Here is a 20462-nt window from a genome sequence, read left to right as displayed (position 1 = left end):
GAAAAAAACTTGGAATGAAGAAGACATCGAATATCTAGAAAACTGCCTCAGAAATGACCCAAGAACCTATAACAGCGAGCAACTGGCGGAAAAACTGCGCCGCGAACGACAAGTGAACCTGAGTCCTGAGTATCTGCGTCAGATCCTCAAAAAAAGGGGGTCATTTGGAAGCGGACCCGAATAAGCCATCAACAACGACAAGACCCCCAAAAGCGCCTAGCTAAGCAAAACGACCTGGAAATGCTCGAACTCGCTGCCGCGGCTGGAGAGATTGACTTACTCTACACGGACGAATCGGGATGCTGTTTGTGGAGTGCCGCCAGCTACAGCTATTACTTCAAGGGAGAACAGAAACGGCAAGAACAGACGAAGAAACGAGGGAAACGAGTGAGTCTGTTAGGGCTATGGCAACCCTTAGTGACTTTTGTCTGTAGTTTGGCCTTGGGCAGTTGGAAAAGTGAAGACTTCATCAAGCTGATGGACGAGCAAGCCCATGAAGCCCAGAAAATTTACGAACTTACGGGTCGAATCCGCGTCATCGTACTCGATAATGGTTCGATTCACACGAGTAAGGTAGTTCAGCAGAAGTTCTCTCAATGGGAAGCTCAAGGACTGTACTTATTCTTCTTGCCACCCTACTGTTCCGAAATGAATCCCATTGAATTGGAGTGGGAGCATCTTAAACGTGATGAATTAGTCGGACAGATGTTTGAATCCGAGTCCGAATTGGCTTTTCACGTGACCGAGGGACTCGAAGCCCGAGGAGAGCGCCACGGACATTCTGTTAAGTATGTCAACCTTCGAGGTCTGAAATAATCCTTTACACACATTCCTTTTTTTCTCTGGGGCTACTTAAGATAGATCGAAGACCGTCTGTTTCAGAATAGCGGCTTCGCATTCGTTTATGAATTTGGCACAAACACTGAGCGGTTGCTCGATCGCTGCCTTCGTATTTTTGGGAGGGGGAGAGTATCCAGCTCGAGAGCAAGAGGCCGGTACGACGGTACGAGTCGGCATCGACCCAAACGAACCCAAGGTGTGGGTCGAGGAAAGCGGCGAACCGGCGGGATTTGGGGGCGAGTGTTTGGGGGCGAGCGAATGGTGTCTCGACGCCAAACCTTACTTTGGATGGATCGAACTGCGCCACCTGTTTGTCGATCTGGCAGTCTACATCCCCGCCATCGGCCTCGTTACCTTTGCCATTTGGAACCGTTGCTTGCAGCGAGAGATCGAACGTCGCCTACAGGCTGAAGATCGCCTGCAAGTTTTAGCTGACAATACTCCTGGGACGATCTATCGTTACGTCTTACATCCCGACGAGTCGGACGAACTGCTGTACGTCAGTTCGGGATGCCGCGATTTGTGGGAAGTCGAATCTGAAGCGGCGATGCGGGATACAGAGCAGTTTTGGCGTCTCGTGCATCCAGACGACCTCGCTGAAATGCGGGCGTCGGTGTTGGCGTCGGCTCGGTCTTTAACCCCTTGGGAGTACGAATGGCGCATTACCACCCCCTCGGGACGGCAAAAGTGGTTGCAAGGGGCAGCCAAACCCCAAGCACATCGCAACGGAGATGTGGTGTGGGACGGTTTGATTTTAGACGTGAGCGCCCACAAACACACTGAAGAAGCACTGCGTCAGAGCGAGCGACGGTTTCACAACATGGCGGCCAACGTCCCAGGGGCGATTTTTCGCTACGTTCTGCATACCGACGGCTCCGATCGCGTCGTTTATATGAGTTTTGGCTGTTACGAACTTTGGGAGGTCAAAGCGGAGGCGGTGGTAGAAGACGCCCAAATTTTTTGGGATATGGTGCATTTAGAAGACCGAGAGGCGATGTACGAGTCGCTGTTGGCTTCTGCTCGGACGCTAGAGCCGTGGTGTTGCCAGTGGCGGATTACGACGCCGTCGGGCAAGCTGAAATGGCTCGAAGCTTCGGGGAAACCGGAAAGACAGGAAAACGGAGATGTGGTGTGGGATACGCTCGTAACGGATTTCAGCGATCGCCAACAGTTTGAAGCGAGCTTACAGCAGCAAGTTCGGCGAGAACGAGCGCTCAACCGAGTGCTTCAGGCGATTCGCAACTCTTTAGATCTAGAGACGATTTTTGCCACTGCAACCGCAGAAACTGCTCGGTTGTTACCGGGGATGGACTGTTTTGTGGTTGAGTATCGTTCCGAAGAGGGATTGTGGAGACACGTGGCGGAATTTCGTCGCGATCGCGATTTACCGTCGACCCTCGGTTTGGAAATTCCCGATGCGGGAAATCCGTTTGCGTCGCGACTCAAGCAATTCGAGATCGTGCGGGTCGAAGATACCCATCGACTCGAAGACGATATTAATCGGGACGTGGCCGAACGATTGCCGGGGGCTTGGCTGTTGGTTCCCCTGGCAGTGGACGATACAATTTGGGGAAGTTTCACGCTGAACGCTCCAGAATACTCGTTGGCGTGGACGGACGAGCGGGTGGAACTGGTTCGGGCGATCGCCAGCCAATTAGAAGTTGCCATCCAGCAGGCGCAACTCTACCAGCAAGTGGCGCGAGAACGGCAAAAACTCCTCGAGAGTCAAACGGCTCTGGTGCAAGCGCAGCAGATGGTCAAGTTGGGAAACTGGGAGTTGGAGGTGGCAACTCGAGAGATTCGTTGGTCTGAGAATCTGTGTCGGATCTTTGGTTTCGATCCGGCGAAGACTCAGCCGGATTTCGCTGATATGATGTCGAACCACGTTCATCGGGGCGATCGCTCTCGATTGGAACGGGCGATCGAGGCGGCGATGACGCAGGGAATTTCCTACGATATCGATTTACGGTTTTTTAGGGCCGACGGATCGATGGGATATATGGAAGTTCGAGCTGAAGCGATGCGCGACGATCGCGGTCAAATCGTCAAGCTTTTTGGCACTTCTCTCGATATCAGCGATCGCAAGCAAGCTGAAGTTGCCCTGCGCGAAAGCGAGGCGCGGTATCGTACCGTGGTCGAATCTCAGAGCGATTTTATCTTGCGATCGCTGCCCGACACGACCATTACCTTCGCCAACGAGGTTCTCTGTCGGGCGTTGGGAACGTCTTTAGAAGAGATGGTGGGCAAAAAATGGAGCGATTTCGCCAACGCTGAAGATTTAGAAACCCGCGTTTTTAAAGAATTAACTCGACTGAGTCCGACGAACCCGAGATGTATTGTCGAAAATCGAGATACCCGGTCGGACGGATCGGTGGGGTGGACGCAATGGCTCAACGAAGGAATTTTTAACGAGTCGGGACAACTGGTCGAAATTCAATCGGTGGGGCGCGATATTACGGAATTGAAGCAGGTCGATCGCGCCTTGCGCCAAAGTGAAGAACGCCTGCGGTTGGTGACAGAGAACATGAGCGATTTGGTGTGTTTGCACCACCCCGACGGACGTTATCTGTACGTGACGCCCTCGAGCGAGACGCTGTTGGGATATCTTCCCGAGGAGTTAATCGACCGCGATCCTTACGAGTTTTTTCATCCCGACGATCGCGATCGCGTGCGCCGAGACGCCCACGAGTCTGTGTTGCGGGGACAGCCGAAGGCGATTACCTATCGCATTCGTCAGAAAACGGGACAATATATCTGGCTCGAAACCCTCACCCAAGCCATTTTGGACGACGCGGGGCAGATTTTGCACTTGCAAACGACTTCGCGGGACGTCAGCGATCGCGTGAGAGCCGAGAAACAGTTGAAACACGAAGCTCTCCACGATGGGTTGACGGGGTTGCCCAACCGTAACTTTCTCATGGAACGGCTCGACTTGGCACTCAAGCGATCGAAACGCTATCGATCGTTTCAGTTTGCGGTTTTGTTTTTAGATCTGGACAATTTCAAAGTCGTCAACGATAGTCTCGGTCATTGTGTCGGCGACGAGCTGCTCTTAGCAGTCGGCGACCTGTTGCAGCAGTGCGTGCGCGAAACCGATTTAGTGGCGCGGTTGGGAGGTGACGAGTTCGTGTTGCTGCTGGAGAATCTCGAGGGTATCGAGGCGGCGGTGCGAGTGGCCCAGAGGATTTTGGAAACGTTGCGATCGCCAGTACGAGTCGCCGGTCGAGAGGTCTTTACCAGTACGAGTGTGGGAATTGCGGCCGGAACTCGCGATCGCAACAACCCCGAAGATTTGCTGCGGGACGCCGATCTCGCCATGTATCGAGCCAAGCACGGCGGACGGGGACAATATGCCATTTTCGACCCGGCGATGCACTTTCAGGTGGTGCAGCGACTGCACCTCGAAAACGATTTGCGTCGAGCGCTGGAAAACGAAGAGTTCGTTCTGTACTACCAGCCGATCGTGTTCTTGGAAACGCATATCTTGCGCGGGTTCGAGGCGTTAATCCGCTGGCAGCATCCCCGACGGGGGATCGTGTCGCCGGGGGAATTTATTCCGATCGCGGAGGACACGGGATTAATCGAACCGATGGGTCGTTGGATTTTACAAGCGGCTTGTCAACAACTGGCGGCGTGGCAAACTCAGTTTCCCGAGCGATCGATTAAGATTGGCGTCAACCTGTCGGCGCGACAACTTCATGAAGGACTGTTGCAACAACTTGAAGATTTGCTGAATACCTACGGCTTCCAAAGCGAGAGTTTAGTTCTCGAGATTACGGAGAGTATGTTGGTGCAAAACGTCGAGGTGACCTGTGCTTTACTCGATCGCATCCGAGCCAAAGGAATTCGTTTGAGTATCGACGATTTTGGGACGGGATATTCATCTCTCAGTTATTTGTCGGGTTTGCCCGTCGACGCCCTAAAAATCGATCGCGCTTTTGTGAATTTGTCCGAGTCCGACGCCCGCAATCAGGTTATTGCAGAATCGATCGTGGCGTTGAGTAATTTGCTCGAACTCAACGCGATCGCCGAGGGGATCGAAACCCTGCAACAGTTGGAATGGCTTCGGGGACTTGGCTGCGAGTTAGGCCAGGGATACCTGTTTTCGCCTCCCGTACCGGTCGATCGTGCTACGGAAATGCTAAGTTATCCCCTTCTGAGTTGTCCTCGCCGTCAGTCTTGAGGGGCTTGTGGAGAGGGGGAGAGGGGGAGAAAGGGAGAGGGGGAAAAACGATTAACTGTTGTCTGTTGCCTGTTGCCTATTCCCTATTCCCTAACGCTGGTGATTTTAAAATCTTATCATCATAGATTATTTTATTTGTCAAGTCTTTTTTCGACAATTTGGGTGAGGCTCGTCCATTGTCCGGTGGCGTCGTAGCTGCGAACGAGGCGATAGCGCAAGTTTTCCTCGACCAGCCAGCCCGATTCGAGTAAAAACGGCAATCCTCTGGGAATTTTGAGAGGCGTGTTACAAGACGCGCCATCGGGCAATAATAGGACTTGCATCGGAGTTTTACCGCTCTCGAAGAGAATGCGAGACCCTTCAACTCGTCCGGTTGAAGACAGTTCGAATTGTGGAGTTTGCAAGTGTTGGTGGAGGGCGGTTCCGTTGAGACGAATCGAGAGGCGAGAAGACGATACTTCAGGATTTCGATAGTCGGGATACATCGTCGTGACGGTTCCCTCCCACTCGCCGATGAGTTTCTCGACAGTCAGGGGTGGAAATTCCCTCGCGTTGCGTCCCTCGAGACATTCGCGAATCAATGTCAAACCGGATAACTCCCCGGAGGGGGCGAACAGTTCCACGATCCGCATTCGGCGATCGCGGTAAATTAATCCTAATTCTGCGCCAAAGGTGGCGATCGGGGAAAACTGCACCGAACCGATAGAAAACGCTCCGTCTTCAAAAAACAGGATATTGCGTCCCAAGGTGCGATATTCCAAGGTTAGCGGTGGCGGTTCCGGTTCGCCAGGAGGATATTTGAAAACCTGTTGTTTGACGAGTTGGTTGTCGTCCAATCCCTCGAAGGTGACGAGGGTTGGTGTATCGCTGAGAATCTCCCCCCGAGGCGACAGTTGGGTGAAGGAACCTTTCCAAGCCCCCAGGTTACGAAGGAAATATTGCCACTGCGTCGATGTGGTCATGGCGATCGATCTCCCGACAGTGCTAATTTTATCATCGAAAATTTTGGGTTTGAAACCCCGCCCCTTCGACTTAGCTCAGGGCAAGCCTTCTAGGGCGGCTTTACAGTACAATGGACGTGAATGGTTAAACTGGCTAACGAAACCCAAGTTAGTAAGTTTGCCTAAAACTCCAATTGAATTGGAATTTTGGCGGTGGGACGCACCGTTACAGCCTGTGAAGCGAGTGTAAGACTTGAAGGATCTCGATCCGGAGAGCAACTGCGAAAAACTCGAGAGAGAAGGAAGCAGGAACCCAAATCGCGAGGTTTGGGAATCACCGTCCTTCCAAGGCGGTGAGGATGTCAACGCATCATCAAAGGTCGGGTTCGATGTCGGCCGCCCGCAATTGTCGAAATCCTTTTCTCTCCATTTTCTGGTGGGGGCGGTGCGTGAGGCGGGAAGTGCTTTTTCCTGACTTCGACGGGATTTTTAGCCCCGCGTCACGACACCCTACGTTTTCATCTCCTCGTCATCTCAACGAGAGAAATCCTTGTCTCTCTCTTTTCCGGTGGGGGCGGTGCGTGAGGCGGGAAGTGCTTTTTCCTGATTTCGACGGGATTTTTAGCCCCGCGTCACGACACCCTACGTTTTCATCTCCTCGTCATCTCAACGAGAGAAATCCTTGTCTCTCTCTTTTCTGGTGGGGGCGGTGCGTGAGGCGGGAAGCGCTTTTTCCTGACTTCGACGGGATTTGTCGCTCCGCCTCACGACACCCTACGCTTCTCGTCTCCTCACCTAAGCGTTAACCCAACGGACGATCGCTCGATACAGACCTTCGATGGTGTATTCTTCGGCTTCGATGTCGCAGCGTCCGAAGTTGGACAGACAGCTTTCGGTGGTTTGGGGACCGATGGAGGCCAAGGCCACGTTGTCTAAGGAAATCTCCCCAGCATCGTTGACGAGTTTTGCGAAATTTCTCACGGTTTTGGAACTGGCGAAGGTGACGACATCGACGGTTCCGCGACGTAAGGCGTTGAGGGCGGCGGGTTCGAGGGACGCGGGACAGCGGGATTCGTAAGCGGGAACCATTTCGACGATCGCTCCGGCTTCTGTAAACTGTTTTCCCAATAGGGTACGTCCGCCGGTTTCGACGCGGGGACAGAGGAAGGTCTTTCCGGCGACGGGTTCGGGGAAGTTCTCGACGAGGGAGTCGGCGATGAAGTCTGGGGGGATAAAGTCGGCGTTGAACCCACGTTGTTCGAGGATTTTGGCGGTTTTGCGACCGACGACGGCGATTTTGAGTCCGCTGAGGCTGCGAACGTCTCGACCTTTTTCTTGTAAGCGATCGAGCAGGTATTCGACGCCGTTACTGGAGGAAAACACCACCCAGTCGAATTGAGATACGCGATCGATCGCTCGGTCTAATTCGTCCCAACTCGACGGCGGCCCGATTTCTAAGGCGGGGGTAGAAAGGGCGTTCGCCCCGGCGTCGGTTAACAGGGTTTGAAAATTGCTCCCTTGGACGCTCGATCGCGTGACTAAAATGGTTTTTCCAGCTAAAAGACCGGTTTTCGTGGCCATAAACTCCTCAAAATCTCGGAATTCCTCACGTAACTGCACGACTTTGCCGATGACGATAACGGTCGGCGAGGGAGGTTGTCCCGCAGTGCGTTTGACTATATTCTCTAACGTTCCGGTGCAAACGGACTGTTGGGGACGACCGGCCCAACTGACGAGGGCGATGGGAGTCTGGGGCGATTTTCCGCGACGGAGAAGGCGATCGCAGATTTCTTCAAGTCGGCGACGTCCCATTAAAAACACGAGGGTTTCGAGTTGGGCGAGGGCGTCCCAGGGGAGTTTGTCGGGATCGTGACCGCTGAAAACGGCGAATCCCGAACTGAGGGCGGCGTCGGTCAGGGGAATTCCGGCCAGGAGTGGGGCGGCGAGAGCGGACGAAATTCCGGGGACGATATCGAAGGGACAGTGGGCTTGTCGCAGGGCGCGGATTTCTGAGGCGCTGCGCCCGAAAACGAAGGGATCTCCGGCTTTGAGACGCACGACGCGCCGTCCTTGTAAGCAGTAGGCGACGAGGAGGCGATCGATCTCTGATTGGGGGGTACTCGGTCGTCCGCCTCGCTTTCCGACGTTGAGACAAAGACAGTCGGACGAGACCCACTCTAACAGGCGATCGTCGGCGAGGGCGTCGTAAATCAAGACTTCGGCACGACGCAGTACGTCTTTTCCGCGAACGGTGAGATAGCCGACGTCACCGAGTCCCGCCCCGACGAGATACACGGTTTGGAGGGGGACTTCAGGGGAGGGAGGCGACAGCGAGTCGTCCGTGCGATCGCGGTGTTGTTGCATTGATTGGGATTAGCGGCGCACGGCTTTCCACGCAACCCATACTTGCCAGAAGAAAATTCCACTGACGACGAGGGTAAAGGCAATTTGAAAGTAAAAGTCGGGGCGCACGCTGAAGGCTTCGAGATTCCACATGGCGCGAGATGGCGATCGATTGCTGGATAAGTGTTGATGTGGAATTTTAAACTTATCGCGGTTCTTCAGGTTTGGGACTGTGCGATCGAGTCGTTTTAATTCCACAATATTCTTTGTATTTTAAAAGGTTATGACATTAAATTGCAAGTATTTTTGTGTCTCGAGTTGTGTCTCGATATTTTTTTGATTTTCAAAAGATTGTATTTTTTATAGTTTGTAACTGTCATTTGGCGAGATTTAAACGAAAATAGTAAATTAAAATCGATATGTATTTCAACAAAAACCAACGAACGAAAAATTAAGATTGGAGAGACTCGAACCTTGTTAGAATCCGGTCGATCTCGAACGGTTTGAGTCAGGCGACGAGACTGGATATCTGGCGGAGAGGATCTCGCAAACGCAGACAGACCCTCGGAAAAAATTGTTATCGTAAAAAGCTATCAGGTGAAACTCGAACATCTAAACACTCACAAATCCACGATTTCTCGACTTCAAACGCTTCATGGAAGACCGCTTGCAAGATTTACGTGCTGCTAACGCGATCGATATCGGAGACACCACCGTTCCCCCCGTTTCCCGCGTTCAACTCGAACTTCCCGTGGCGCGACTGGCCACGCAAACCCCGATTTCTCTCCCCGTCACCGTCGTAAACGGCTCCGAAACCGGGCCGGTATTGTGGCTGAGTGCGGCGATTCACGGAGACGAAATCAACGGGGTCGAAATCGTACGGCGAGTTCTCGATCGCGTGGTTCCCGAACAGCTTCGCGGTACCTTAATCGCCGTCCCGGTGGTCAACGTCTTTGGCTTTATCGAACAATCGCGATATTTACCCGATCGCCGCGATTTAAACCGCTCGTTTCCCGGTTCTCCGAGGGGGTCGTTGGCCTCGCGGCTGGCCAGTTTGTTCATGAAAGAGGTCGTCCACCACTCCACCCACGGCATCGACTTACATACTGCCTCAGACCACCGCACCAATTTACCCCAAATCCGCGCCAACTTGGACGACTCGGAAACCTATCGTTGTGCGATGGCGTTTGGCGTTCCGGTGGTGATTCATTCGACGATTCGCGACGGTTCGCTTCGCCAAGCGGCCACACAGCAGGGAATTCCGGTGTTGTTGTACGAAGCGGGGGAAGCCTTGCGCTTCGATCGCCAGGCCATCGAAGTCGGTGTCGAAGGGGTGTTGCGGGTGATGAACGCCCTACAGATGTACGAAACGCAACTGCACCCGTTACCCTTCGCCCCGGTGGAAGTGCGAAAAACCCAATGGATTCGATCGCCGATGGGGGGAATTTTGCTCCTGAACGTAGAATTAGGGCAAAAGGTAGTCAAAAAGCAAAAACTCGGCGTCATCGTCGATGTTTTCGGCAATATCGGCGCGAAAGTCGTCGCCCCCTGTCACGGGGCGATCGTGGGGATAACCCAGAATCCCCTAGTCAATCAAGGGGACGGTATCGTTCATATCGCCCATGTACCGGGTGATGAAGACAGTCACCTTTTACAGTGAACAGTGAACAGTGTTTCAGTCACCAGCCTTTTACAGTGAGCAGTCAACAGTGAGCAGTGAACAGTGGAGACAGTTGACAGTTTCTCCCCTGCTCCCCCTCTCCCTGTCTCCCCGTCTCCCTGTCTCCCCCTCTCCCTGTCTCCCCCTCTCCCTGTCTCCCCGTCTCCCTGTCTCCCCCTCTCCCTGTCTCCCCCTCTTCTAAGCCAACGCTTTCAGGAGGGCTTGGAATTTGAGTTGAATTTCGGCGAGCTCTTTTTCGGGGTCGGAACCGTGGACGATCCCCGCTCCGGCGTAGAGACGGGCGCGATCGCCGTCGAGGAGAGCCGATCGAATTCCCACGACGAACTCGCCGTTTCCATCGCCGTCTAGCCAACCGAGGGGGGCGGCGTAAAGTTGGCGATCGAACGGTTCCCATTGGCGAATGGCGTCGCAGGCGAGGGAACGGGGAACCCCCGCCACGGCGGGCGTCGGGTGCAGGCGTTCGAGAACTTGCAACGGATGTACGCCATCGGGAACGGTGGCTTGTACGGGCGTCCACAGATGTTGGATGTTGGATAGTTGCAACAGGCGCATCGGGGGAATCGGGTGCAAGGTCAAACCGAGGTCTTGCAGGTGTTCTTGGATGAAGTGCAACACCACTCGATGTTCGTGGAGTTCTTTGGGATTGCACAGCAGGCTGTTGGCGAGGTGGGCGTCGGCGGTGGTGGTGATGCCTCGGGGTGCAGATCCGGCCAGGGCGTCGGCGAGGAGTTCCCCGTCGCGAATTTGTAGGAGGCGTTCGGGACTGGCGCCGATAAACTGTTGGCCGCGACCGTTTCCGACGGCGAAGGTGTAGCAGTCGGGGTAGAGGTGACGTAGGTTGTTGAGGGTTCCGGTGAGGTTGTAGGGACTGCTGGCTTGCAGGTCGATGGCGTGGGAGAGAACGACTTTTTGAAGGGATTGGGTGGCGATCGCGTCGAGGGCTTTTTCGACGGATTGTTTGAAGCGATCGATATAGCGGAAGTCCGTTTGGCTGCGTTTGGGGGAACGCTGGGTCAGGCTGCGACATCCGAGCGATCGCAGGTCGCGCAAGACGCGCCAAATTTGACGGGTGAGGCGATCGAGGTTGCTGTTGGCGTCGAGACGGAGGTTGCAGACGGCGGTACTGTGGCGGCCGCGTCGAGAAATTTGCCAGCGAGGGAGGAAGACGGTCGCGGCGGGAAATGGGGCGTCGCGATCGCTGGTACGCTCGAAGAAGGTGAAGCTACAAAAAAAGCGCATTCCACTGTCGGGGGATTGGCTGTCTCCGCCCACAATGGCGCGATCGAGGCAGGTTTCGACAAATTCCCGCGCCACGTCAAAGCGGTTTTTGTCGTCTACGTTGAGATGACAGGCAGTTCCGACAGCCGCGACAGCGGTGTTTTGGTTGGGGTTTTCCAGGTAAAAAAGTTGTTCTCCGCCGTCGAAGAGGCGGGAAAAGGCCACCAGGGGATCGATCGCGGGCAGTTCCCACGACAGACTGATCCAGTGCGGTTGACATTTTTCAAGGGATCTTTTCTGACAATTGAAAAGAAATGCTTCGAGGTCTTGACAAGTTTGAAAAAGTTTTGTCGGATTGGGTTTAACTGCCATGAACCGGACGGATGTAAAGTTTTATTAAACTAAGAACGGCGTCCGACTGCTGCGAACGGGTCGCCAGTCCGGTAGGGGAGTTTGGCGCAGATGTCCCGTCAGACTCGCCGCCTGAGTACCAAATTACCACTGATACCTGAAAAACGCGGGGTTTAAGGGGGTCGAGGGAGGCGATCGCACCGGGGGAAAGAAGAAAGCACAGGTGTGGGTTTCAGACAGTTTGAGGGCTTTTTCCAAAGGTATCTACCGTTGGTTTAAGAACCATTGATAGAATACAAAAGACTTCAGAAAGCGAAAAATCAAAACAACTAAAATTCACAAAATGACAACGCTATCCGATCCTTCACAGGCTCCAAACACATCAAAACTCTGGTTTGCGGCTATCAAACCACCCATGTACACCGTAGCGGTGATTCCGATTTGGGTGGGGACGGCGGTAGCCGTTGCGGAAACCCATCGTCTCGAGGTGCGATCGTTTTCTACATTTTTAATTTCTGCCATTTTAATTCTTGCCTGGTTAAATCTCAGTAACGATGTGTTTGACTCGGATACAGGCATCGATAAAAATAAAGCTCATTCTCTGGTGAATTTAACGGGGAATCGATCGCTGATTTTTTGGATGTCTAACCTCTTTTTAGCGTTGGGGATTGCAGGGATTTTCGCCATCGCCGCGTGGCAGCGGGATCTCACCGTCCTCGAAATCGTTCTCGCCTGCTGCGCTTTGGGTTACAGCTACCAGGGGCCGCCGTTTCGCCTGGGATATCACGGCCTCGGCGAATCGATCTGTTTCGTCACCTTCGGACCGATGGCACTGGCGGCGGCGTATTACAGCCAAACCCAAAGCTGGGCGGGACTGTTAGCGAACCCACTGCCGTTTGTAGCCACTTCGACGTTCGTGGGACTGGCCACGAGTTTGATTTTGTTTTGTTCTCATTTCCACCAGGTCGAAGACGACTTGGCCGCTGGGAAGCGATCGCCCATCGTACGTCTGGGTACCGAACGGGGGGCGAAGGTGTTACCCTGGCTCAGCGGCACGATGTTCGGTGCGGTGGCGATCGCAGTGATATCGGGCAGCGTCTCGCCCTGGACGTTACTGTGTTTGGCAAGTCTTCCGCTGGCGGTGCAGTTAGTGCAGCACGTGGGGGAAAACCACGATCGCCCCGAACTCGTCAGTAACTGCAAGTTTATCGCCGTCAATTTGCACTTTGCCAGCGGCGTGTTGTTGGGATTGGGATTAGTCCTTTGACATCCTCTCCAACGCTCAGTGATGCAGAAAACTTTTCAAGATCGGGGGATTGACAAAATGTATAAAATATGTATTTAAGGCTTGCTGAAAAAGACGGTTTGTAAAGGAAGGGAACAGCGGATCTGGGAACAGGGAACAGTTTGGGGGATTGGCGATCGTTTAATTTCCGAAGGTGAGAAAGCGATCGGGCTAGGTCTGGAGATCTCCCCATACCTAAAATCTTGCACTTTTGTCGGCTCTAAAACGCAGGAACTCTTTCCAAGTCTAGCTTCTGGCTTTACTCAGCAAACCGTATTTAGACTCGAGCCAGATCCCCGGCAGCTCCAAGGCCGGGGATCTCCGGGATCTCCGGCAGCCATTTACCGATCTGGGATAAGGGGGTACGGTTGGCGGATTCCGTATGAGCTGTTGTTGGGTTTCGCGATCGCTCCACCTCTGGACGGCAGTGTTGCCGAAGTCTAACCTACCCCAGACTCATATTTTTACAAACGTGAGATTCCCCCCTTTGTCTCTCAAGATTCCTCCACGTAACTCGAGGCTTGTAAGCGAAACATCTGGGCGTAAAGTCCGTCGTTTTGCATCAGTTCCTCGTGACTTCCGACTTCGACGATGTGGCTGTTGTCGAGGACGACAATGCGATCGGCCATGCGAACGGTGGAAAAACGGTGACTGACGAAAAAGGTCATTTTTCCGGCGGTTAAGCGGCGAAAGCGATCGAACAATTCCGCTTCGGCGATCGCATCTAACGCCGCTGTGGGTTCGTCGAGAATCAAAATCGGGGCGGAACTCATAAACGCTCTCGCCATACCGATTTTCTGCCACTGTCCCCCGGATAAATCCGTGCCGCCGGAAAATATTTTTCCTAAAATCGTGTCGTAACCGTATTCGAGAGAATCGATGACTTCCGTTGCACCCCCGTCGGCGGTGGCTTGTTGGATGCGATCGCGATCGTCCCGTTTCGACAAATCCCCAAAGCCGATGTTGTCTTGGGCGGTGAGGCTGTACCGGGCGAAATCTTGGAAAATCACGCCGATGTTTTGGCGCAAGTCTTCCAGGGAAAAGCGATCGATCGCAATTCCGTCGAGGGTAATTTCGCCCTCGCTGACATCGTACAACCGCGTAATTAGCTTCAACAACGTGGTTTTTCCCGCCCCGTTTACCCCTACCAGGGCGATGCTTTCACCGGGTTTCACGGTCAAATTCAGATCTTGCAAGGTGGGTTTGGTGGCTTCGGGATAGGTAAAGCTGACGTTTCGCAGTTCTAACCCTTGCTGGATGGTCCGCGGAAACGGGGTCGGTTCGGGGGGATCGACCACCTGTGGCTGGAGGCTGAGAAACTCGAAATATTGGGACACGTAAAGGTTGTATTCGTAAGTCCCGGCGATGCTTTGCAAAATTTGCTCTAAGACAGATTGAGCTTGGGCAAACGCGCCGGAATACATGGTAAGGTCGCCGATGGAAATGCTGCCCTGTACTGTGCGGGCGATCGTCCAACCATACGCCCCGTAATAGCCCAACGTCGCCAAGGTTCCCGCGAAACCGCGCACGGTGGCGAAGCGTCGGGCTAAATGCGCCGATTGTCGGTTGAATGTCGATCGAATCTCCGTCCACTGACTCAGTAGGTATTCGCCCAAGCGAAACAGCCTCACTTCTTTGGCGAAGGTGTTTTGCGTCAATACTCGCTGTAAATAATCCGCCCGTCGTCCCGCTTGAGTTTGCGATCGCGACAGCCAAAACCGACGCCCGGAAAATCGGACGCCCACCCACAGAGCGGGGGCGGAAGTCAGCAACAGCAACAGCATCACCAGCGGGCTGAAACTCAGCAGCAAGGCGATCGAACTGAGAAAACTGACGATTTGCCCCAACAGGTTCGTCAACGTTCCCAACAGCCGCACGGGGTAGTCACTTCCGCTTTGTTGCGCTCGATTGAGGGTGTCGTGAAATTCGGGGAGTTCGTAGTGCGATAAATCCAGACGAACCGCCTGCTCGATTAACACGCGGTTGGCGTAAATTGAAAAGCGATCTTTGAGAACTTGCAGGGTGTAAACGTTGAGTTGGCCGGTGACTTCAAAGAGGAAATTCACGCCGAAGCGCAACCCCACTAAACTGAAAATTGCCATCCATTCGATGTCAGGTCGTCCGAGGCTGGCGACGATGCGATCGACCAGTAATTTCGTGACGTACAGTTCGGTGACGGGAAGCAAGCCCTGTAAGAACGTCACGGTCACGGAGGTCAGAAGATATCCCGGTGCGGCGTTCCACACCAGTTTGACGAGTCGCGGCGTGTTCGCCAGAACGCTGAAGAAGCCCGTGGAAAGGCTCGGACGGGGCGGCGGTGTGGTAGCTTCGGGACGGCGTTTCGGGGACATGGGGGGACGGCGATCGTTCTAGTCTTTCAGCTTAACGGGTTCTTAGGTTCCGTCGAGTCGCCGAGTTCTTCAGGCTAGAATCGAGGCATCTCTGAATCTCTATTTTGTTGTCGCGTTTGTATGTCCGACTCGTCTGCGATCGATCCCGACGAAATTCGTATTTGGCAAGCCAAAATCGAACAAGCCAACCGCAACAACCTGTTGTGTCATTGCAAAAGCTGCGATCGCGAATGGGTGTCGTCTCGTCGGGAACCTTGTTCTTGCGGGAGTCGCCAAGTCGAATCTATCGCCTGTTGGCAGTTTCCCGACGGTTGAGGCGATCGCTCGAATGAATTCCCAGGACGCGAGGCGCGAGGACGCTCGTTTAATTTGTCATGTTCGACCCAACTGTTGCGTTTTCCGACGCGAGCGATCGCACCCTTGTCATCGTTGACGGCGCGATCGCCAATCGCCAAACTCTCCTCTCCGGTCTCGATCCCCGCATCGAAACCGTCGTTCTCGACACCACCACCGACGGCCTCCAACAAATTTCTGAGGTTCTCGCCGATCGAAACGACCTCGACGCGATTCACCTGATTACACACGGAGACGCCGGACGCCTCCAACTCGGTAACGCGAGTCTCGACGGACATCACCTCGACGACTCCGCCGATATCCTCACTGACTGGGGAAACGCTCTCGACGCCGACGGCGATTTTCTCCTTTACGGCTGTAACGTCGCCGCCGGAACTCGCGGCCGCGAATTTATCGAAGCATTTGCCACCCTCACGAACGCAGATGTCGCGGCGTCGGACGATTTAACCGGATACGGCGGCGATTGGGACTTTGAAGTTCGTTGGGGCGATCTCGAAACAGCGGTGGCGATCGATCGCGTCACCCGAGACAACTACCGCCACAACTTCGCCACGATTCCCGTTCCCGCTGGAGACAAAACCGCCCTCATCGACGCGATCGCCCTCGCCAACAGCACTCCAGAAAACGACACCATCCAACTCGGGGGCGGAACCTACACCATCACCACTTCAAACAACGGTACGGGAGGAAACGGCGATAACGCCCTTCCGTCCATCGTTGATGTCGCCGTCGGGGGAACCCTCACTATCGAAGGCAACGATGCCACCATCGAACGGAGTAGCATTGAAGATTTTCGCCTGTTTCACGTCATCAACAACGGCGATCTCACCCTCAACGATCTGACCCTGCGCGGTGGTTCTAGCATCGTAGACGGCGGTGGTGCGCTGTTCAATCGCGGGACGGTGACGCTGGCGAACGTTACGATGACGGACAACGAATCGATCGATGATGGAGGGGCGATCGAAAACACGGGTAGCGGGACACTGTTCGTCGAGGACAGTCTCTTTTTTGCCAATATCGCGGCAGCTAACGGCGGGGCAATTTCCAACCGGGGAACGGCTAACATCTCGAACAGTGTCATCGAAGACAACGAAGCGGAATTTGGCGGCGGGATTTACGACTTTGGGGCAACGTTACGTCTGTTTAACAGTCAAATTTCAGACAACCAAGCCAGCGAGGACGGTGGTGGAATTTACAGCGAGATCGGCAGTGCGATCGCCATCTTCAACAGTGCGATCGACGGCAACGAAGCGGGATTCAGCGGTGGTGGTATCGCGATCGATTCGGGATTGCTGCAACTGCTAAACAGCACCGTATCGAACAACCGAGGTTTTGGGGGTGAAACGGGTGGCGGTGGATTGAATGCTTTTGATAGTACTGTCGAAATCACCAACAGCACGATTTCAGGCAATCAAATGCTGTCGTCTCCCACCTTTGGCGGCGGCATTGCCAACATTATCAGCACGCTTTCAATTCGCAACAGTACCATCGTCGAGAACGAAGCCACGGACTTTGGCGGGGGAATCGGCCTCGATGGTGGCAGTCTCGCGATCGCCAACTCGATCCTGGCCGGTAACCGCAATGCGACCGACGACGACGATATTGCGAGTTTTTCGACGCTTCCGCCCGGAATCAGTTTGGGATTCAATCTCGTTGGCATCGATCCGGAAGGGGTTTTCAACGCGATCGGCGATCGCGCGGGAACTGCGATCGCTCCGCTCGATCCTCTTTTGAGTCCGCTTCAAGACAACGGCGGGCCGACGCTGACTCACCTTCCCCTCGACGACAGCCTCGCCATCGACGGTGGAAACATCGCGTTGGCGATCGATCCGACGACCTCGCAACCGCTTCTTATCGATCAGCGGGGATTTCCGCGTCTGGCGGGATCGGCGATGGATATCGGATCGGTGGAAGTGCAAACTGGCGACGCGATCGCCCTCGTCGAATCGGCGGGAAATACTCGCTTTCGCAGCGGTTACGGTTTCGATACCTACGAAATCCAACTTCTGCTGTCTCCGTCTGAGGACGTGACCGTGACTTTGTCGGCGGATACTCTGACCTTCGATGCTTCGCAACTGACGTTTACCCCAGCAAATTGGAACGTCCCGCAATTGGTTACAGTCACCGCACCGTTAGAGACGGCTGCGGGAACCTTCGCAATTACTCACACCGTCACCAGCGAAGATTTAGCCTTTGATGGTCTTTTCCTCGAGGACGTTTCTGTCACCGTGACAAATCCCATGAGTTTTCCGGGGGAGGATGTCGCGATCGACGAGGCTTCCATCTTAGGATTTAGCGAGGGAGACGACGCGATCGCCGGGAGTAACGGCCGCGACGATCTCTATCTCCGTGGGGGAAACGACGCCGCCTTCGGGAACGGGGATGTCGATCGCCTTTACGGTGGCGACGACGACGACTATCTCAACGGCGGTGAAGCGACGGACTATCTCAACGGTGGACTCGGCGACGACGACCTCGATGGAGAGTCTGGGATCGACGTTCTGTTTGGCGGTGAGGGAGGCGATCGCCTGCGAGGGGGAGCAGATATCGATTGGTTGTTCGGCGGACTCGGCGACGACGAGTTAATTGGCGGTTCGGGGAGCGATATCCTCAGCGGCGGCGACGGAAACGATATCTTCGTTCTCGAACGCAACGGCGCACCGGATACGATTAACGATTTCCAGGTGTTACAGGACAAACTGAGTTTGACCAACGGTTTGAGGTTTGAGGATTTGGAATTCGTGCGACAAGTCGGTTCTAATTCACAACTCGAAACTCTGGTTCGCGACGGGGTGACGGGAGAGGCGATCGCGATTTTAGTGGGAATTAATCCTTCGTTTTTGTCGGAAATTGATTTTATTTGAAGCCGGTAAACCTAACATTGCTTCGATCGGTCTCACCACAGAGACACAGAGAACACAGAGTTGGATTTAGTCTGGTGGGCAATGCCCACCAGACTCTTTCAAGAGAGTTCGGGATCGAGTTGAATTTTCCGATCTTTTACAGCCCATAAATTTTCTAAACAGTGGGTGCTGCTGTCTAGATCCCCGGCATTTTCAAAATGCCGGGGATCTCATAAAGATCTCATAGAAAAGATCTCATAGAAGATTTATTTTTATGATTTAAAACTTTTTTACACGATGTTTTTCGTAATACTGTTGGTGTTCTTCTTCGGCGAGATAATAGTCTTTTGCAGGTTCGATAAACGTAACAATATCTCGATCGAACTTCTGAGATTGTTGTAACTTTAGCTTCGATTGTCGGGCGATTTTTTCTTGCTCGGGAGTATGATAAAAAACGACCGATCGATATTGGTCGCCGCGATCGGGACCTTGACGGTTTAAAGAGGTGGGATCGTGAATTTCCCAAAAAACGTTTAACAAGTCCTCGTAAGAAACGAGATCTGGATCGTATTCAACCTGTGTCACTTCCGCGTGTCCCGTGATTCGAGCGCAAACGTCTAAATAGCAGGGATTTGGGAAATCTCCACCCATATATCCCACAGAGGTCGAAACAACGCCGTTAACGCGACGAAATGCTGCTTCGATACCCCAAAAACAGCCCGCTCCAAAGGTCGCAATTTCAGTCATGTTGTCCTCACTCTGGTATGGCATCGAGTCCTTCGGCGATCGTATACCCTGCCATCGCCAACAGCAAGAACCGAAAGAGTAAATTCACCCAACGTTCGGGAAGTTTGGGTAAGACGCGCGTTCCCAACTGAGCGCCGAGAATCCCGCCAACGCCGAGAGACACACCTTGCAACCACAACACGTTCCCCTGAATTCCGTGGCGCACTAATCCCGAAATCGCAATCAAGACGATCGCTCCCAAACTGGTACGAATTGCGAATTTGATCGGTGACTGTAACAGTAGCATTTGCAAGGGAACCATCACCAAACCGCCGCCAACCCCAAACAATCCCGACAACAACCCCGCTAAACTGCCAATTCCGATTGTTTTGACACGATACTGATGTTGCGTGGAAATATCCTCGAGTTCTTGCGTCGCCAGGTAACGGCGCAATCCCATTAAGTAAATTGCCGCAAGTTGCAACGCAGCAAAGCAAAAGGCCAAAATCGCAGCAGGAAGCTGGTTTCCTAGCCACGCTCCCACCTGTGCCAAGGGAATTCCACCCAGCGCCAATCCCAACGACACTGTAAGGTTGAGATCGCCAGTGCGCCAATTTCGCACGCTTCCCGAGGTGGCGCTGAGAACGACCCCCACCAAACTCGTCGCCGTCGCTTGCAAGATCGTCAAGCCACCCACCATCAACGCGGGAACCATGAGCAAGCCGCCGCCAATTCCCAAAACACCTGCGGCGATTCCGGTGAAGATTCCCACCAGCAGCAATGAAAGCAGTTCGATCGACATTCAATTGACAAGAGTGGATGTACGCGATTTGTTCCTCTCATCATCTCATCATCCCATCACCTCAACTTCCCCTCTCCCGATGCGGCGCGAAAGACTTGTTCGGCGAAGGCGGGGTTTTCTGCCATGCGCTGGAATAGCTTGGGCATTTCTCGATGGTGCTTTTTCAGAAACTGCTCGTATCGCTGCGGTGTGCGTCCCGCTAGAAACACGAGGGACTCTTCGTCTAACTCTAAATGTTGAGCGATCGAGCGGATCACGTCTTCTTTGGCCGCGTAGTCGGCGCGATCGTTCTCTAACTTCGATAAATACGTGAAATCCACGCGCAGCATTTTCGCTAACTCGCGCTGAGACAAGCCTAAATCGGTGCGCGCGCGGCGAATGACGGTTCCAAAGCTTTCTTCCACGGTTGGCTCCTCTTCTGTACAACTCGGTCGAACGACAGGCGATCGCATGACGCCTAACGGAGTGCGTTGAGGTCGATCCTCCTTCCTACGCGCATTTTAGCGAATGCTTGACAAAAAAATCAACGATCGCTATACTGAAT

At 53.8% G+C, this 20462-nt stretch carries 15 protein-coding genes and 1 pseudogene; 8 read left to right on the top strand and 8 right to left on the bottom strand.

Annotated features, from left to right (window positions below; translation table 11 throughout):
* Both GEI7105_RS0125465 and GEI7105_RS33980 read left to right on the top strand, forming a co-directional pair.
* Nucleotides 1-816, top strand: a pseudogene (locus tag GEI7105_RS0125465) (IS630 family transposase); the annotation flags it as partial.
* A 94-nt stretch (nt 817-910) separates the two neighbouring features.
* On the top strand, nt 911-5023 hold the full coding sequence (locus tag GEI7105_RS33980) for a bifunctional diguanylate cyclase/phosphodiesterase (RefSeq protein WP_158413271.1): 4113 nt from the start codon (nt 911-913) through the stop codon (nt 5021-5023).
* A 131-nt stretch (nt 5024-5154) separates the two neighbouring features.
* Here GEI7105_RS33980 and GEI7105_RS0125455 read toward each other — a convergent pair whose 3' ends face one another.
* Nucleotides 5155-5985 carry a DUF3598 family protein gene (locus GEI7105_RS0125455; protein WP_017663196.1) on the bottom strand — a complete coding sequence of 277 codons (831 nt, stop codon included), beginning with the start codon at nt 5983-5985 and terminating at the stop codon, nt 5155-5157.
* Here GEI7105_RS0125455 and GEI7105_RS38870 point away from each other — a divergent pair.
* Together GEI7105_RS38870 and GEI7105_RS38865 are read left to right on the top strand one after the other, a co-directional pair.
* The gene (locus tag GEI7105_RS38870) at nt 5984-6214 is read left to right on the top strand and encodes a hypothetical protein (protein WP_158413270.1); all 231 of its coding nucleotides are present in this window, start codon (nt 5984-5986) and stop codon (nt 6212-6214) included. The two genes, GEI7105_RS0125455 and GEI7105_RS38870, sit on opposite strands and share 2 nt — an antisense overlap.
* A 3-nt stretch (nt 6215-6217) precedes the next feature.
* Nucleotides 6218-6439: a hypothetical protein gene (locus GEI7105_RS38865; RefSeq protein ID WP_158413269.1), complete on the top strand. Its 222-nt coding sequence runs from the start codon at nt 6218-6220 to the stop codon at nt 6437-6439.
* Between the two features lie 320 nt (nt 6440-6759).
* Here the strand turns inward: GEI7105_RS38865 and cobA are convergent, their stop codons facing one another.
* Together cobA and GEI7105_RS37925 are read right to left on the bottom strand one after the other, a co-directional pair.
* Nucleotides 6760-8328, bottom strand: a complete 1569-nt coding sequence (cobA, locus tag GEI7105_RS0125450) for a uroporphyrinogen-III C-methyltransferase (RefSeq protein ID WP_017663195.1) — start codon at nt 8326-8328, stop codon at nt 6760-6762.
* Between the two features lie 9 nt (nt 8329-8337).
* On the bottom strand, nt 8338-8565 hold the full coding sequence (locus GEI7105_RS37925) for a hypothetical protein (RefSeq protein WP_144054049.1): 228 nt from the start codon (nt 8563-8565) through the stop codon (nt 8338-8340).
* Between the two features lie 397 nt (nt 8566-8962).
* On the opposite strand from GEI7105_RS37925, the gene GEI7105_RS0125440 reads away from it, so the two are divergent.
* The gene (locus GEI7105_RS0125440; RefSeq protein WP_017663193.1) at nt 8963-9967 is read left to right on the top strand and encodes a succinylglutamate desuccinylase/aspartoacylase family protein; all 1005 of its coding nucleotides are present in this window, start codon (nt 8963-8965) and stop codon (nt 9965-9967) included.
* Between the two features lie 198 nt (nt 9968-10165).
* Here the strand turns inward: GEI7105_RS0125440 and GEI7105_RS0125435 are convergent, their stop codons facing one another.
* Nucleotides 10166-11578, bottom strand: a complete 1413-nt coding sequence (locus GEI7105_RS0125435; protein WP_017663192.1) for an isochorismate synthase — start codon at nt 11576-11578, stop codon at nt 10166-10168.
* Nucleotides 11579-11900: 322 nt separating this feature from the next.
* On the opposite strand from GEI7105_RS0125435, the gene menA reads away from it, so the two are divergent.
* On the top strand, nt 11901-12824 hold the full coding sequence (gene menA / locus GEI7105_RS0125430; RefSeq protein WP_026097960.1) for a 2-carboxy-1,4-naphthoquinone phytyltransferase: 924 nt from the start codon (nt 11901-11903) through the stop codon (nt 12822-12824).
* 512 nt (nt 12825-13336) lie between these two features.
* Here the strand turns inward: menA and GEI7105_RS0125420 are convergent.
* Nucleotides 13337-15193: an ABC transporter ATP-binding protein gene (locus tag GEI7105_RS0125420; protein ID WP_017663189.1), complete on the bottom strand. Its 1857-nt coding sequence runs from the start codon at nt 15191-15193 to the stop codon at nt 13337-13339.
* A gap of 120 nt (nt 15194-15313) precedes the next feature.
* On the opposite strand from GEI7105_RS0125420, the gene GEI7105_RS0125415 reads away from it, so the two are divergent.
* Both GEI7105_RS0125415 and GEI7105_RS0125410 read left to right on the top strand, forming a co-directional pair.
* Nucleotides 15314-15508 carry a hypothetical protein gene (locus GEI7105_RS0125415; RefSeq protein ID WP_017663188.1) on the top strand — a complete coding sequence of 65 codons (195 nt, stop codon included), beginning with the start codon at nt 15314-15316 and terminating at the stop codon, nt 15506-15508.
* A 59-nt stretch (nt 15509-15567) separates the two neighbouring features.
* The gene (locus GEI7105_RS0125410; RefSeq protein WP_017663187.1) at nt 15568-18411 is read left to right on the top strand and encodes a DUF4347 domain-containing protein; all 2844 of its coding nucleotides are present in this window, start codon (nt 15568-15570) and stop codon (nt 18409-18411) included.
* 258 nt (nt 18412-18669) lie between these two features.
* On the opposite strand, the gene msrA is transcribed toward GEI7105_RS0125410, so the two are convergent.
* From msrA to GEI7105_RS0125395, 3 genes are read right to left on the bottom strand one after another with little or no spacing between them, the layout of a single operon-like run.
* A complete protein-coding gene (msrA, locus tag GEI7105_RS0125405) occupies nt 18670-19137 on the bottom strand; it encodes a peptide-methionine (S)-S-oxide reductase MsrA (protein ID WP_202804470.1) in 468 nt (155 codons plus the stop codon).
* 7 nt (nt 19138-19144) lie between these two features.
* Nucleotides 19145-19918: a sulfite exporter TauE/SafE family protein gene (locus GEI7105_RS0125400; protein ID WP_017663185.1), complete on the bottom strand. Its 774-nt coding sequence runs from the start codon at nt 19916-19918 to the stop codon at nt 19145-19147.
* Nucleotides 19919-19974: 56 nt separating this feature from the next.
* Nucleotides 19975-20370: a helix-turn-helix domain-containing protein gene (locus GEI7105_RS0125395; protein WP_017663184.1), complete on the bottom strand. Its 396-nt coding sequence runs from the start codon at nt 20368-20370 to the stop codon at nt 19975-19977.
* Nucleotides 20371-20462 lie beyond the last annotated feature (92 nt).

The sequence above is a fragment of the Baaleninema simplex PCC 7105 genome, from assembly GCF_000332355.1.
GTDB lineage: Bacteria > Cyanobacteriota > Cyanobacteriia > Cyanobacteriales > Geitlerinemataceae > Baaleninema > Baaleninema simplex.
This window is presented reverse-complemented; position numbering and strand designations above follow the sequence as displayed.

Bases quoted from the DNA above. Each gene is read 5' to 3' on its own strand.
- GEI7105_RS38870 (WP_158413270.1), top strand. From the start codon at position 5,984: ATGGCGATCGATCTCCCGACAGTGCTAATTTTATCATCGAAAATTTTG.
- GEI7105_RS0125455 (WP_017663196.1), bottom strand. From the start codon at position 5,985: ATGACCACATCGACGCAGTGGCAATATTTCCTTCGTAACCTGGGGGCT.
- cobA (WP_017663195.1), bottom strand. From the start codon at position 8,328: ATGCAACAACACCGCGATCGCACGGACGACTCGCTGTCGCCTCCCTCC.
- GEI7105_RS0125440 (WP_017663193.1), top strand. From the start codon at position 8,963: ATGGAAGACCGCTTGCAAGATTTACGTGCTGCTAACGCGATCGATATC.
- GEI7105_RS0125435 (WP_017663192.1), bottom strand. From the start codon at position 11,578: ATGGCAGTTAAACCCAATCCGACAAAACTTTTTCAAACTTGTCAAGAC.
- menA (WP_026097960.1), top strand. From the start codon at position 11,901: ATGACAACGCTATCCGATCCTTCACAGGCTCCAAACACATCAAAACTC.
- GEI7105_RS0125420 (WP_017663189.1), bottom strand. From the start codon at position 15,193: ATGTCCCCGAAACGCCGTCCCGAAGCTACCACACCGCCGCCCCGTCCG.
- GEI7105_RS0125415 (WP_017663188.1), top strand. From the start codon at position 15,314: ATGTCCGACTCGTCTGCGATCGATCCCGACGAAATTCGTATTTGGCAA.
- GEI7105_RS0125410 (WP_017663187.1), top strand. From the start codon at position 15,568: ATGTTCGACCCAACTGTTGCGTTTTCCGACGCGAGCGATCGCACCCTT.
- msrA (WP_202804470.1), bottom strand. From the start codon at position 19,137: ATGACTGAAATTGCGACCTTTGGAGCGGGCTGTTTTTGGGGTATCGAA.
- GEI7105_RS0125400 (WP_017663185.1), bottom strand. From the start codon at position 19,918: ATGTCGATCGAACTGCTTTCATTGCTGCTGGTGGGAATCTTCACCGGA.
- GEI7105_RS0125395 (WP_017663184.1), bottom strand. From the start codon at position 20,370: ATGCGATCGCCTGTCGTTCGACCGAGTTGTACAGAAGAGGAGCCAACC.